Origin of the sequence: Streptomyces sp. NPDC006365, from assembly GCF_042870755.1 — a bacterium.
Taxonomy (GTDB): Bacteria; Actinomycetota; Actinomycetes; order Streptomycetales; family Streptomycetaceae; genus Streptomyces; species Streptomyces xiangluensis.
In genome coordinates this window covers 1-13,476 of record NZ_JBIAHS010000002.1, presented here as the reverse complement: position 1 = coordinate 13,476, position 13,476 = coordinate 1, and the positions used below count along the sequence as shown (strand labels likewise).

Here is a 13,476-nt window from a genome sequence, read left to right as displayed (position 1 = left end):
AGTCACGTACTGCCTGCTGCTACTGCTGGCTGGCCTTCGCCAGCTCCAGCGCGTACTCCGGCCACCACTCGCCCGCCTTCGGGCCCCCCCTGCAGGTGCCGTCGGACTCGCCGGGGCGCTTGACCCACAGGTAGGCGTCGACGAGGTCGTCGCCGGTCTTCGTCGTGGGCTCTTCGCCGAGCGCGCGGCCCGGCGGGTTGCACCAGGGGTCCTCGCCTTCGGTGTACGGGCCGTTGCCGTTGCGGCTGGTGTCGATCACGAAGGGCTTGTTGCCGATCTTCGCCGACAGTTCCTTGCCGTACTGCGTGCTGTCCTCGGTGGTGTAGAAGTTCGACACGTTCACCGAGAAGCCGTCGGCCTGGTCGATGCCCGCCCGCTTGAGCGGATCGTAGAGATCGCTCGGGTTGCTGCCCGCGTTGCCCGCGTCCAGGTAGACCTTCGTGTTCTCCAGGGACGAGAGCTTCTCGACGGCGCCCTTGAGCAGGTCGAGGCGCTCCTGGTGGAACTCCTCCGCCGTGCAGCCGTCCACCACGTGCAGCAGCGCGTCCGGCTCCAGGATCACCGTGGCGTTCCGGTCGCCGATGCCGCCGGCGACCTGGTCGATGAACTCCCGGTAGGCATTGCCGTCCGCGGCGCCGCCCTGCGAGAACTGGCCGCAGTCGCGGTGCGGAATGTTGTATACGACGAGCAGCGCGTCCCGGTCGGCCTTCTCGGCCGCCTCGGTGAAGCCACGCGCCTCGTCCTCCGCGCTCTCCGGAGTGACCCACTCGCCGGTCGGCTGCGCGGCGATCTTCTGGATCAGCTCGGCTTCCTTCTTCTTCCCCTCCTCCGTGAACGTGCTCACCTGTTCGGCCGCGTTCCCGTCAGGGTTGACCCAGTACGGGGCGTTGCCCTTGGGCTGCTGGCTGACCTCACCGGCCGGCTCGTCCGCCTCGTTGCCATCGTCCCCGGAGGAGAAACACCCCGCGAGCAGCAGCACCGCTCCGGCCACCGCCACGGACGCTCTGGCTCCGGCCCCCCTGCGCTCGTACATCCAACTCCCCCCATGGGTGCACTGTTCGAAGTACCAATCCTGACATACGTGTCTGTGCGGGACCGCGGGCGGCCGACCCTTGTCGGACAGCTGTTACAGCGGCTCCGACCGGCTTCCACCGGCCCGCAAAGGCGCCGTAACTTCTCTAGGCCTAAACGCTCATTCGTTCTAGAGTCGTTCCGGACTTCGACATCGACGCATCGACGCATCGACGCTCCGAGGCCTCCCGCGCCGACGCCGGGTTACTCCCGCAGCCCGTGCGCGCGTGGTCGAGGACCAGTCCGGCCGGCGGCTCAGGGGGAGCGGCCGTCGGCCGGGCTAGGTGTGTTCCTCGGTGAGGTATCTGGTGAGGTACGCCGACACCACCACGTTCGCCGTGTAGGTGCGGCTGTCCGGGTCGAAGCTGCCGCCGCAGGTGATCAGCCGCAGCTCGGCGCGCCCCGACTGCCGTACCCCGTACGCCTGTTGGGCATCGAAGCGGTCGCGCGCGAGGACCTGTACGTCGTCCACGGTGAACTCGGCGACCGAGCCGTCGTCGCGGAGCACCCGGGCCTTGTCGCCCGGCCGCAGCTCGCTGAGGCGGCGGAAGACCGCGGGCCCGGACTCGGTGTCGACATGCCCGGCGAGCAGCGCGGCTCCTTCGGCGCCGGGGCGCACACCGGCCCCGTACCATCCCACGGCCCCCGCCCGGGCATAGGGCGGCGCTTCGATCGCCCCGCGCGCGTCGAGCCCGCGGACCATCACGGGCGCCCGCACCCCGAGCGAGGGGACGACCAGCCGCTCCGGCCGTGCACTGCCCTCCAACGGCTCGACGGCGGGCGGCAGTTGGACACGGAGCGGCCGTCCCACCGCCGCCACGTCACCCGTGGTCGGCGCGGACGTCCCAAGGCGTACGTCGGTCACTTCTCGGCCCCACAGCCACAGCCCCAGCAGCAGCACCGCCCAGACGACGCCCATCGTCAGGCGGCCGGCTCCGGAGGTACGTTCCCGGTCGGACATGGCGGGCCCTCACCTGCCGCGTCCCCGGCGCACACTGCGCAGCGCCACGGCCACCGCGGCGGCGCCCGCCAGGACCAGACCGATCACGGTGTGCGGGGTGCCGGGCCCCTCGGCCCGCTCCTGAGCGGCGGACAGCCGCGTGGTCCCACCGCCGCCGGCGCTCACGGGGGCGGTCGGGGACTGGTGCGCGGAGGCCGCGTCGGGCTTCTCCACAACGGTGAGGGTGCCCGTGGTCTCGTCGGCCTCGTCGGCCTTCTCAGCCTTGTCGCCGAGTCCGCCGCAGGTGACCTTGACGGCGTACGTGCCAGGGGTGAGCGTCGAGCGGATCCGTGTCTCGCCGACGAGTTCGCCGGTTCGCCCGGCCAGCAGGGCGTCCGCGACGAACGCCCGGGACGCGGCGGCGGTGCCGGACGTCCCCGTCGTGCAGCCGCGCGCCCGTACCTGGATGTCGCTGCCAGGCGTCGCGTTCGACGGGGTGACAGAGACGTCTGTGTCCATGGCGAGGGCGGAGGCGGGGATGGGGACGGACACAGAGGTGAGCGCGGCGGTGACCACGGCACCGGCACAGAGAGTCAGTCGCAGTGAACCCATCGTGAACCTCCAGATACATGGAGACTCCTCTCCCGGGCGCGTGAATGCACGTGGGGAGGGGCCTCGGCTGGTCCGTTCGGGTGCGGATAAGAGCGGACAAGAGGAGCCGTCGGACTCACACCCGGTCGACGAGGTCCGCGATCGAGTCGACGACCTTGGACGGCCGGTACGGGTACCGCTCGACGTCCTCGGGCGAGGTCAGTCCGGTCAGCACCAGGAAGGTCATCATCCCCGCCTCGAGCCCGGCGAGTACGTCCGTGTCCATCCGGTCGCCGATCATCGCGCTGGTCTCGGAGTGGGCGCCGATGGCATTGAGCCCCGTACGCATCATCAACGGGTTCGGCTTGCCCGCGAAGTACGGCTTCTTTCCGGTCGCCTTGGTGATCAGCGCCGCCACGGCGCCGGTGGCGGGCAGCGGGCCCTCGGCGGACGGCCCTGTCTCGTCGGGGTTGGTACAGATGAAACGGGCCCCGCCGTTGATCAGCCGGACCGCCTTGGTCATGGCCTCGAAGGAATACGTACGGGTCTCGCCGAGGACCACGTAGTCGGGCTCGTGGTCGGTGAGGACGTACCCGATGTCGTGCAGCGCTGTGGTCATGCCCGCCTCACCTATGACGTACGCGGTGCCGCCGGGCCGCTGGTCGTCCAGGAACTGTGCGGTGGCCAGGGCGGAGGTCCATATGTTCTCGACGGGTACGTCCAGACCCATGCGCTGGAGGCGGGCGTGCAGGTCACGGGCGGTGTAGATGGAGTTGTTGGTGAGCACAAGGAAGGGTCGCCCGGACTCCCGGAGCTTCTTGATGAAGGCGTCGGCGCCGGGGATGGGCACGCCCTCGTGGATGAGTACACCGTCCATGTCGGTGAGCCACGACTCGATGGGCTTGCGCTCTGCCATGTGCCGTCTCCTGACGTACGCGTGTACCAGCGTCCCAGGGTAGCCAGCGGCCGGATCATGGTGGAGGGGCGTCCGCCCTGTGGGAAAGAGGGCGGGCGGGAGGGGGATCGGGGTTGGTTCGGGGTCGGGTTCGGCGTACGGGGGTGGAGTCGGGGTTCGGCGTACGGGCTCAGCGGCGGCGTCGGGCCATGAGCATGACCCCGACTCCGGCACCGATGAGCAGCAGCCCTCCGGCCGCCGTTCCGAGCAGCCCGCGCCGTGAGGCGGGCCCGGTCCCGGCCAGCTCGTCGGGGAACGGCAGCCCCTTCTCGGGTACGGGTTCGGGGGCGGTACCGGATGGAGACTTTTGAGGGTTTGGAGACGCTTGGGGGTTTGGAGACTCTCGAGGGTTTGGAGACTCTTGCGGGTCGTGAGGCAACTGGCTTGGATCTTCGGGCACTTGAGGCGCGCCCTCCTCGACGATGCGAAACCGGTAGTCGTTCGACTGCCCCACCCAGTCCCCGTCGTCGCCATCGTCATGCCGCTGCACAACGGCCGCGTTTGCGACGACATCGTTGGGCACGGCGTCCTCGGCGACAGCAAACCGCACCCTGACGGACAGCGTCTTCCCCGCCCCCATGCTGAAGCCCGGAAACCCCCCGTCCCTGTCGTCGAACACCCCGATGTTCTCGTCCTCCCCACTCCGCTCGAAGCGGACGGTATACGGCCGCACCCCGGCGCCCTCCGCCGCGTAGAACTCGAGCCGCATCTGCCCGCCCTCCAGCACCCGCTTCTGATCCACGAGCACGACGACGGGGTGGATGCTCCGACAGGTTTCGCCGGTGGTGTTGGTGAGATCGAGATACCAGGTCTGGTAGTCCCCTCCGGCCTCGTACACGGAGGGCCCGCCGTGGATCCGGGTACGCACAGGAAACGCCTGACTTCCGGACTCAGCTGAGCAGTTGGGCGCGGGGGCGAGGGCTTGAGCGGGCGAGGGGGCAAGGGTGGCGGTCAAGGAGAGGGCCAGCGGAAAAACGGACAAAGACGTACACAGTCGCATGGACATGGGAGCCTGCCAGGGGCCGCGGGATCAGGCAGTCGGGAGGCTTCCGGTGGGCCCCGTTCGGGGGTCGGGTTCAGCAGGTCGGCTCAGCGGCGGGGAGGGACCAGCCACCACGAACCCGCAGCGGCCGACCCACAATCACCCCCGAGCTCTCATCCTTCAGCTCGACCGAACAAAGGCGCCAACAACAGCTGAGCCGCACCCTCAGCCACCCCCCACTCACCGCCGGAGGCAACCCGCACCGGTACGGGACTACTGGCCCCCTCCCGCTGAGCCCGAGCATCGAGCACCGCCCCGACCCCCCACACAAACCGCTCAGGCTCGGCAGCGACAATCCGCCCACCCAGCAGCACAAGATCGATATCGAGCAGCCCCACCAGATTCGAAGCGCCGGCGCCAAGTACACGAGCCGCCTCGTCCACATCCCCCCGCGCCACAGCCCCCAGGCACAACACCTCGATGCACCCACGATCCCCGCACGAACAAACCGGCCCGTCCAGCTGGATCACCTGATGCCCGAACTCCCCCGCCCCGGTATGCGCCCCCCGATGCACGGCCCCACCCAGCACAAGCCCGGCCCCCAGCCCCGTACCAAGATGCAGATACGCGAAAGACCCGACCTCGCCTTCGACGGCGAGCCCGAGCGCAGCGGCGTTGGTGTCCTTGTCCAGTACGACCGGCATGCCCAGCCGCCGAGCCAGCGCATCCCGCAACGGAAACCCGTCCCACTCGGGAAACCCGGTCACCCGATGCAGCACCCCGTGCGTGTGGTCAAGCGGGCCAGGCATGGCAACCCCGGCCCCCAGGACCGCCCCCAGCTCCCCGTCCAACCGCCCGACGAGCCCTTCGACCTCGCGCGCAGCGATCTCCACCACAGGCTCCGCCCCCGCCCCCAGGTCCAGCGGTCCCTGCCGCTCCCCCACAACCGCCCCGGTCAGATCGACGATCACCGCCCGCAGCTCATCCCGTTCAAGATGCAGGCCCACCGCATGCCCGGCCTCCGGCACGAGACACAGTGAAGTCCGCGGCTTACCCCCCGTGGAAGCCTGCCGCCCCGCCTCCGCGACCAGCCCGTCGTCCCGCAACCGCGCGGTGATCTTGCTGACGGCCTGCGGAGTGAGCCCCGTACGCTCGGCGAGCTCAAGCCGGCTGATGCCCGCGCGCCCCGCGCTGCGCAGCAGATCGAGCACGAGCGCCGCGTTGTAGCCGCGCAGTGCGTACAGGTTCGCGCCGCCTCCGCCGTTGGTCCTGTTCACGAACCCATTGTCACCCCGGCTTGCCCTTTGGCAACAGCGTTGCTTAAGTGGGTGGCATGGTGGAGAACATGACCGACATACCTCCTGTCGCCCCCTCCCACGTAGGCCTCATCGGCTACGGCCTCGCAGGCTCCGTCTTCCACGCCCCCCTGATCGCCGCCACCGGGGGCCTCGCCCTCGACACGATCGTCACCGCGAACCCGGAGCGGCAGCAGCAGGCGAAAACCGAGTTCCCGGACGTACGGATCGCGGCGACCGCCGACGAACTCTGGGCACGCGCCGACGACTTGGACCTGATCGTCATCGCGTCCCCGAACAAGACCCACGTCCCGCTCGCCACCGCCGCCCTCAAGGCGGGCCTCCCGGTCGTGGTCGACAAGCCGATCGCGGGCACGGCGACACAGGCCCGCGAGCTGGCCGCGTTGGCCGATGAACGCGGACTGCTCCTCTCCGTCTTCCAGAACCGCCGCTGGGACCACGACTTCCTGACCCTCCAGCAGCTGCTCGCCGACGGCGAACTAGGCGACGTCTACCGCTTCGAGTCCCGCTTCGAACGCTGGCGCCCCCAACTCAAGGGCGGGTGGCGCGAGTCCGGCGACCCGACAGAGGTCGGAGGTCTGCTGTACGACCTCGGCAGCCACGTCGTCGACCAGGCCCTGGTCCTCTTCGGCCCCGCGGCCTCGGTGTACGCGGAGTCGGACGTACGCCGCCCCGGCGCCGAGGCGGACGACGACACGTTCATCGCGCTCACGCACACGAGCGGCGTCCGCTCCCACCTCTACGTCTCCGCCACCACCGCCCAACTCGGCCCGCGCTTCCGGGTGCTGGGCTCGAAGGCCGGCTACGTGAAGTACGGCCTGGATCCCCAGGAAGACGCCCTCCGCGAGGGCGAACGCCCAACACCCGGTGAGGAGTGGGGCGTTGAGGGCGAGGACCTGTGGGGCCGCATCGGTTCCGGCGAGTCCCCGGCGACCGGCGGCGGCCACCCCGTCCCGACCCTGCCGGGCGCGTACCCCGCGTACTACGCCGCCATCGCCGCCGCCCTCCAAGGCACCGGCGAAAATCCGGTCACCGCCCTGGAAGCCGCCGCCGCCCTGGACGTACTGGAAGCCGCGCGCCGCTCGGCCCACGACGGAGTGGCGGTGACACTGTGACCTCCGACGCCCCCACCATCGTTCCCAGCGTGGCCGAACTCGAGGCTCAGGAACGCCGGTTGACGCTCCCTCAGTTCACGTACGACGACGCCTGGACACTGGGCACGCTCCTCGTCGACCTCGCCCGGGAGCGGGGCGCCCCGGTAGCGATCGACATCACCCGCTCCGGCCAGCAGCTCTTCCACGCCGCCCTCCCCGGCTCCACCCCCGACAACGACGCCTGGATCGCCCGCAAACGCCGAGTCGTCGAGCGCTATGCCGCCTCCTCCCTCCTCATCGGCACCCGCTTCCGCGCCAAGGGCACGACGTTCGAGGACTCCTCCCGCCTAGATCCGGACGTGTACGCGGCCCACGGCGGAGCCTTCCCGATCACGGTGGAGGGCGCGGGCGTGATCGGCACGGTGGTGGTGTCGGGGCTGCCGCAGCTGGAGGATCATGCGCTGGTGGTGGAGGCGCTGGAGCGATTCATCGCGGGCTAGTCGTCAGAGGCTGCCTTGGCTGGAGCGCCGCCCTCGCGCGGGAACTCCCTCGTGATCAGCTTGATACCGAGGAAGGTCTCGCTGAGGTCGATCTCGTCCCCGAAGTCGAAGATCGAGGTTGTTCGGTACTGCCCGCCCTGGGGGTGCGTGTGGACTCGACACTTTCCCGTGTACGGGTCCGCAATCACATACATCGACACCTCGGCGAGGGCGTAGGTATCCAACTTGGGCCCGTAGTCGTTGGCCGCAGTGTCCTTGGAGATCACCTCGGCCACGAACTGGACGTCCTCGTAGCTCCAGCGGCCTTTGTCGTCCTTGACCGCGCGCTCCCTGAAGGCGGCGACGTCGGATGCGAAACCATTGAGGCGACCCGGGAAATCGATACGCACGTCGGAGGCGATGCGGTTGCGCGGGTAACGCACCCTCAGTTGCTCATAGATGTCCGCGATGATCTCCCAGTGTGTCTGGCGCTGCGGCGACATGTAGATGGCCCCCCGGACAATCTCCACCTTGATTCCCTCGGGGGCGGGCTCAATCCACTCGAACATCCTGTCGAGGGTGAGCTCGTCGCTCTGCTCGGCCATCACGATCCTGTCTTCGAGAACAGTCACCGTTGCCGCTCCTCCCCGCTGCCGCACGGTTGCGGGCAGTCGCGCAGTACAACGATACGCTCGGCACCCCGGTCACGCCGGGGTGCCGAGCACCGCTGTCATGCTCACCGCCGGAGGCGCCGGCTACGCGTCCTTGAACTCCTGCCGCTGCCGCCCCAACCCCTCGATCTCCAGCTCCACCACGTCCCCAGCCCGCAGGAACGGCTTCGGCTCGGGATGCCCCATCGCGACCCCCGCAGGCGTACCCGTGTTGATGATGTCGCCCGGGTAGAGCGTCATGAACTGGCTTACGTAGCGCACCACTTCAGCCACGGGAAAGATCTGGTCGGACGTGTTGCCGTCCTGCTTCAGCTCGCCGTTGACCCACAACTTCAGCGACAGCTGCTGCGGATCCGGCACCTCGTCCGCCGTCACGAACCACGGCCCGAGCGGGTTGAACGTCTCGCAGTTCTTGCCCTTGTCCCAGGTCCCGCCCCGCTCGATCTGGAAAGCGCGCTCGGAGACGTCGTGCGCCACCGCGTATCCGGCGACATGCGCGAGCGCCTCCTCGTGCGAGCCGAGATAGCGCGCCGTACGCCCGATGACGACGGCCAGCTCGACCTCCCAGTCGGTCTTCTCGGAGCCGCGCGGCACGAGCACGGTGTCGTACGGCCCGACGACCGTGTCCGCAGCCTTGAAGAAGATGACCGGCTCGGCGGGCGGCTCGGCACCGGTCTCGGTGGCGTGGTCGTGGTAGTTGAGGCCGATGCAGACGACCTTGCCGATCCGGGCGAGCGGCGGCCCGACCCGCAGCCCCGCCGCGTCCAGCGCGGGCAGCTCCCCCGCCTCAGCCGCGCTGCGGATCCGGCCCAGCGCCGCATCGTCGGCGAGCAGCACCCCGTCGATGTCCGAGACGACGCCCGACAGATCCCGCAGGACCCCCTCGGCGTCGAGCAGCGCGGGCCGCTCCGCTCCAGCCGTACCGACTCGCAGCAGCTTCATGATCCCTGTCTCCCTCGATCGCGGGTCCCCACCGACGGGCAGGGCCCAGGCCAGGACACAGAGCACGGGGCACAGCCATCGGAGGACTGGTCGATCCTCCAAGCTGTACCTCCACTCCGCAAGACCCGGTTCACAACCTGGACCTTCACCCGGCGGCAGCCGCCAACGGCGAGGCCCCCGGCATGTCCCGGTACAGCACAGCCCGCTCGACCGCACTCCACGTCGTACTGGTCACCACGTACAACGCGGCGGCCAGCGGCACGACGGCGACCGTGAACAGCGTCATGAACGACATCAGCGGCATGAACTTCAGGACCGCCCCCATCCCCGGCACCTGCTGCTCACCACTCCCCGCAGCCGCCACCCCGCTGGTGGCCATCTGCCGCTTCGTACGCCGGTAGTTGAAGGTGGCAACCCCGGTGACGACCACGAACAGCCCGAGATAGACCAGTCCCTGCGCCCCGAACACCCCGCCCTCGCCGAGCGCGTCCATCCACCGCCCGCCGAGCGGCGCAGCGAACAGCTTGTGCGCGAGCAGGGCGTTCGCCTCGCCGCCGATCGTCGAGTTGGAGAACAGGTGGTAGAGCAGGAAGAAGGCCGGCAGCTGGAACAGACTCGGCAGACAGCCGGACAGCGGCGAGACCTTCTCCTTGGCGTGCAGCTCCATGACGGCCTTCTGGAGCTTCTCGGGGTTCTTCCCGTGCTTCTTCCGCAGCGCGGCGATCTGCGGCTGCAGCCGGGCACGTTCCCGCTGCCCCCGCGCCGCGGCCCGCGACAAAGGGTGCACGAGTAGCCGTACGAACGCGGTGAACACGACGATCGCCGCAGCCGCCGCGGACGCCTGGAACAACGGCTCGAGGAGAGTGGCCAGCCCTTCGACAAGGCTGGCGAACAGGGACATGAAAGCGGACATGGGTGAGCCCTCCGGGGGTCTCGTCGTACCGGGAGATGAGAGATCTGAGATCTGGATCTGGGACCTGGATCTGGGATCTGGATCTACGTCGGTATGACGGCCCGAGGGGAGGGCTGCTGCGTGCTGTTTCTGCTCTGTTTCTGCTTCTGCTTCCGATGTCCCCTACGCGGCCGTCAGGGGGCGACGGCCGGGTGCTCGAGGACGCGTACGCCCGGAGGCGTCGGGATCGCGTTGCGGCAGGAACGCCGTACGCCGCTCACGGTCGCGGATGGCCGTACGCACCCGGGTACGGGGCACAGCGGGCGCGAGCCGCGAGGCGATGACGGAACAGACGGCGAGCGCGGACCCGGCCGCGGCGGTCGCGGCGGTCGCGGCGAACGCGACGGCGCCGACGAGGCTGCCGGAGTCGAGGAGCGCCACCTCGACGAGGAGGAGGAAGAGGAAGGCGAGGGGCCGCAGCCTGGCGGCGACGGGGGTACCCATCAACTGTCCTCCCTTCCTCACGTCGTTACGCGTGCTTCCTCATCCTAACGGGGCCGCCGCATCGAGTTGATCCGGTTGAATCCGGTTGAATCCGGTTAACGAGGCCGCATGGAGGCGAGCTTCCCCCAGACCACCAGCCGGTACTTGGAGGTGTACTCCGGGGTGCAGGTGGTGAGGGTGAGGTAATAGCCGGGGTCGGAGTAGCCGTATCGCGGGTGGACGAGGCTGCGCGGGACCTCGCGAATCACCCCGCCGTCGCGCGGGGCCGTCTGTGGCAGGGTCCGGTCGACGACGTACGTATATCCGGCCGTACGGGTCTCGACCTCGATCCGGTCCCCTTCCCGCAGCCGGTTGATGTACCGGAAGGGCTCCCCGTGCGTGTTCCGATGCCCCGCGACCGCGAAGTTGCCGGCCTGGCCGGGCTGGGCGGTGTCCGGGTAGTGGCCGACGTACCCCTTGTTGAGGACGTTCGGCTTGCTGATGCCTTCCGCGACGGGGACGCGGAGCCCGAGGCGGGGGATGGTGAGGATGGCGTACGCCTGGTCCCAGCGGGGTTGCCGAACGGGGGTGGTGGGATTGGCTGGGGAGCCGGGCCGCCGGCCGACGCGTGACGAACCGCCCGCACCGCCCGAACCGCTCGCACTGCTTGCAGCGCCGGAGTCGCCGGGGTCACCGCCCGCCTCGGGAGGATCACCGCCACCGGCCCCGACCCCGGAACGGCTGCTGCCCTCCCACTCCCTCTCCAGGGCCTGGACCTTCCTCTCGGCGCCCTCCCGGGCCTGCCGATTGGTCCACCACAGCTGATGGACGACGAGGAGCATGAGGACGACACCGAGGGTGACGAGAAGCTCGGCACCGTTCCAGAGAACGCGCGCGACCAGGGCACGCCGCCGCAGGCTCCGCCGACTGACGACGGGAACCCGCATACGTACGCCTCCTGCCCCGACCTTCCTGCCCTGCCCTGCCCTGCCAGCCATGCCATGCCATCGCGGGCGCACGATAGGGGCTGAGGCCTCAACTAGCCATCCCCATATGCGATATGAGCGTCTTCGGATGCTTCGCCATCAGTGCCCACTGGTTCCTGGCCCTGGTTCCGTTCCTCGTCGGCCTCGCCCTGAGCCGGCAGCAAGGCATGCTGGCGATCACCGAACGCTTTCTGCGCCGCGCCCCGCCGCGCGCCACGCCGAAGGCACGGTCACCGGCTTCGTGGCCTCCAGCGAGGCGACGTACGCCGCTCTCCACCCGATCGTTCGCTGGACCAGCGAGGACGGGGTCGAGCACGAACGCGCCCTGCCCGACATGATCAGCGCCCACCGCGTCCCCAAGGGCATCCGCGTCCGCCTCCTCGTCATGGCGGGTGCCCCCGAGACGGCGGTCCTGGACGCGCCGGACCGCTACAGGACGGCGTTGGTCGGCGTATGCCTGGGCGTGGTGCTGTGGGTCGGCACACTGACGGCGGTACTGGTCCGCATCGCGACGCTCGTGCCCGACTCCTGCCGCTACTCCTGCTGAGCGGCGGCCTGGTCTGCACGTATCTCTTCTTCGTACAGATCTCTTCTTCGTACAGCGTCGGCGGCTACGGTGTCCCACATGCGCCCCGACACGTCTGCCGAGCACGTCGACCACACCGCCGAAGCAGCACGCCTGGAGCGGACCGCCGGCCTCTACCCCGAGGACGCCGAGCACCTGCTGCTGCAGGCCGCGGCCCACCTCGAACTGGCCGACGACCGCGCCCGAGCCTCGTCCCTCTACGACCGCCTGCTCGCCAACCCGTCCTCCCTGGAACACCCGCTCCTGGTACGCGCCCTCAAGGCGGCCAACCTCTGGGAGTACGGCCACGAGGCGGAGGCCCGAGCGATCATCGACGGCGTACGCGCCGCGTCCCCCCGCGACCCGGCCCCCTGGGTGATCATGGCGGAGGCCCTGGAGGCCCACGACGAGCTGGAGGCGGCGCAGGAAACGTTCACGCAGGGCGCGACCCTCCTCCTGACGGACGTGACGGACCCCCCGTACCCCACCCACCCCCTGCTCTTCGGCCGCCACCGGGTCCGCCGCATGCTGGGCATGCCGCACGACGACTGGGACACCACCGCGGACACGCTCCACAAGGCCCCGGTGTCCCTGGACGAGCTCCACGACCCCAAGCGGGTCTGGTCCCTGGGCTCCGACAACCCGGCAGAACTCCAGGCAGAGATCGCCCGCCTGCAGTCGGAACTGACGACGGCGAGGGAGGCCCTCTCCCGCCCCTTCCCCGTGGCGATACTGCACTGGCCGGCGGACGAACTGGCCGAACTGGTCGCCGCGTACCCGTCGTTGGACTCCGAGTACCCGTCGCATGAGGAGCACCTGGCGACGATAGAGACGTCGCTGAGGGAGCTGGCGGCTTCGGGGACTGGGAACTTGGGGATAGTGCCGGGGACGGTGCCGTCTTACGAGGCTTTCGCGGCATCGGAGCTGGCCTCGCCTGCGGACGCGTCGCTGCTGCCGCAGTATGCGACGACGTTGGCGGCGCGGGGGCGGGCTGTGGCTTGGCCGCCGCAGAAGGGGACGGAGTGCTGGTGCGGTTCGGGGCGGGTGTACGAGGGGTGCCACGGGGACGCCGACTGACAGGCTGACTGTGAGGAACGCGCCGAGAGAGGCCTTCGCCGCACGGTAACCGTCAGCGAAACGGCACGCGGCTTGTCACCGGGGGCAGGGACCGGACTCGTGGCGTGCGGTCCCGGAGGATGAAGCGGACGCGTCAGGCGGCAGCTCGACACCGGGCGCGGACAAGAACGGTGACAGTTCCACCACCCCGCCGTCGGGCACCGCGCCCAAGCCACTGTGGCAGGCGGATGCGGCGAACAAGAATGTGTCCAATACCGGGGCGCTGGCGGTGATCGGGGGTCTGGTCCTGGTCGCCGGCGACCCGCTGGTGTGACGCGACACCTTGACCGTTTGCCATCGATTCCTAATGCCGTTTGTCAAGCCACAGGGCACGCGCGAAGTAACGGGCCGGGGATTGTCAGAGGTGCCCGGTACGGTCAGTCCATCAGACTG

At 69.6% G+C, this 13,476-nt stretch carries 15 protein-coding genes; 4 read left to right on the top strand and 11 right to left on the bottom strand.

What is annotated here, in order from left to right; genetic code table 11:
* Window positions 1-19: 19 nt before the first annotated feature.
* The 6 genes from ACFYO0_RS05270 to ACFYO0_RS05245 form a co-directional block, all read right to left on the bottom strand.
* Window positions 20-1,033 (bottom strand): glycoside hydrolase family 6 protein, encoded by a 1,014-nt coding sequence (locus tag ACFYO0_RS05270; protein WP_388670964.1) that lies wholly within the window; start codon window positions 1,031-1,033, stop codon window positions 20-22.
* Between the two features lie 318 nt (window positions 1,034-1,351).
* A complete protein-coding gene (locus tag ACFYO0_RS05265) occupies window positions 1,352-2,032 on the bottom strand; it encodes a class F sortase (protein WP_388670961.1) in 681 nt (226 codons plus the stop codon).
* 9 nt (window positions 2,033-2,041) lie between these two features.
* Window positions 2,042-2,623 carry a hypothetical protein gene (locus ACFYO0_RS05260; protein WP_388670957.1) on the bottom strand — a complete coding sequence of 194 codons (582 nt, stop codon included), beginning with the start codon at window positions 2,621-2,623 and terminating at the stop codon, window positions 2,042-2,044.
* Between the two features lie 115 nt (window positions 2,624-2,738).
* The gene (locus ACFYO0_RS05255; RefSeq protein ID WP_165344314.1) at window positions 2,739-3,518 is read right to left on the bottom strand and encodes an HAD-IIA family hydrolase; all 780 of its coding nucleotides are present in this window, start codon (window positions 3,516-3,518) and stop codon (window positions 2,739-2,741) included.
* A 169-nt stretch (window positions 3,519-3,687) separates the two neighbouring features.
* Entirely contained in the window at window positions 3,688-4,425 is a 738-nt protein-coding gene (locus tag ACFYO0_RS05250; protein ID WP_388670954.1) for a hypothetical protein, read from the bottom strand.
* 287 nt (window positions 4,426-4,712) lie between these two features.
* A complete protein-coding gene (locus ACFYO0_RS05245; protein WP_388670951.1) occupies window positions 4,713-5,816 on the bottom strand; it encodes an ROK family protein in 1,104 nt (367 codons plus the stop codon).
* A 68-nt stretch (window positions 5,817-5,884) separates the two neighbouring features.
* Here ACFYO0_RS05245 and ACFYO0_RS05240 point away from each other — a divergent pair, with 68 nt between their 5' ends.
* Complete coding sequence (locus ACFYO0_RS05240; RefSeq protein WP_388670948.1) at window positions 5,885-6,970, top strand: Gfo/Idh/MocA family oxidoreductase; 1,086 nt, start codon at window positions 5,885-5,887, stop codon at window positions 6,968-6,970.
* Window positions 6,967-7,449, top strand: coding sequence for a heme-degrading domain-containing protein (locus ACFYO0_RS05235; protein ID WP_388670945.1), 483 nt, complete (start codon window positions 6,967-6,969; stop codon window positions 7,447-7,449). Before ACFYO0_RS05240 ends, ACFYO0_RS05235 begins: the two co-directional genes overlap by 4 nt.
* Here ACFYO0_RS05235 and ACFYO0_RS05230 read toward each other — a convergent pair.
* The 5 genes from ACFYO0_RS05230 to ACFYO0_RS05210 all read right to left on the bottom strand — a co-directional run bounded on the left by ACFYO0_RS05230 (window position 7,446) and on the right by ACFYO0_RS05210 (window position 11,363).
* Window positions 7,446-8,060 carry a Uma2 family endonuclease gene (locus ACFYO0_RS05230; protein WP_388670941.1) on the bottom strand — a complete coding sequence of 205 codons (615 nt, stop codon included), beginning with the start codon at window positions 8,058-8,060 and terminating at the stop codon, window positions 7,446-7,448. The two genes, ACFYO0_RS05235 and ACFYO0_RS05230, sit on opposite strands and share 4 nt — an antisense overlap.
* A gap of 123 nt (window positions 8,061-8,183) precedes the next feature.
* Window positions 8,184-9,041 (bottom strand): fumarylacetoacetate hydrolase family protein, encoded by an 858-nt coding sequence (locus ACFYO0_RS05225; RefSeq protein WP_388670938.1) that lies wholly within the window; start codon window positions 9,039-9,041, stop codon window positions 8,184-8,186.
* A 145-nt stretch (window positions 9,042-9,186) separates the two neighbouring features.
* Window positions 9,187-9,954, bottom strand: coding sequence for a YidC/Oxa1 family membrane protein insertase (locus ACFYO0_RS05220; protein WP_388670935.1), 768 nt, complete (start codon window positions 9,952-9,954; stop codon window positions 9,187-9,189).
* 162 nt (window positions 9,955-10,116) lie between these two features.
* Window positions 10,117-10,437, bottom strand: a complete 321-nt coding sequence (locus tag ACFYO0_RS05215; RefSeq protein WP_388670932.1) for a DUF6412 domain-containing protein — start codon at window positions 10,435-10,437, stop codon at window positions 10,117-10,119.
* 95 nt (window positions 10,438-10,532) lie between these two features.
* Window positions 10,533-11,363 carry a class E sortase gene (locus tag ACFYO0_RS05210; RefSeq protein ID WP_388670929.1) on the bottom strand — a complete coding sequence of 277 codons (831 nt, stop codon included), beginning with the start codon at window positions 11,361-11,363 and terminating at the stop codon, window positions 10,533-10,535.
* Between the two features lie 280 nt (window positions 11,364-11,643).
* Between ACFYO0_RS05210 and ACFYO0_RS05205 the strand changes: the two genes are divergently transcribed.
* A complete protein-coding gene (locus tag ACFYO0_RS05205) occupies window positions 11,644-11,949 on the top strand; it encodes a hypothetical protein (RefSeq protein WP_388670926.1) in 306 nt (101 codons plus the stop codon).
* 78 nt (window positions 11,950-12,027) lie between these two features.
* The gene (locus ACFYO0_RS05200) at window positions 12,028-13,044 is read left to right on the top strand and encodes a hypothetical protein (RefSeq protein WP_388670923.1); all 1,017 of its coding nucleotides are present in this window, start codon (window positions 12,028-12,030) and stop codon (window positions 13,042-13,044) included.
* Window positions 13,045-13,476 lie beyond the last annotated feature (432 nt).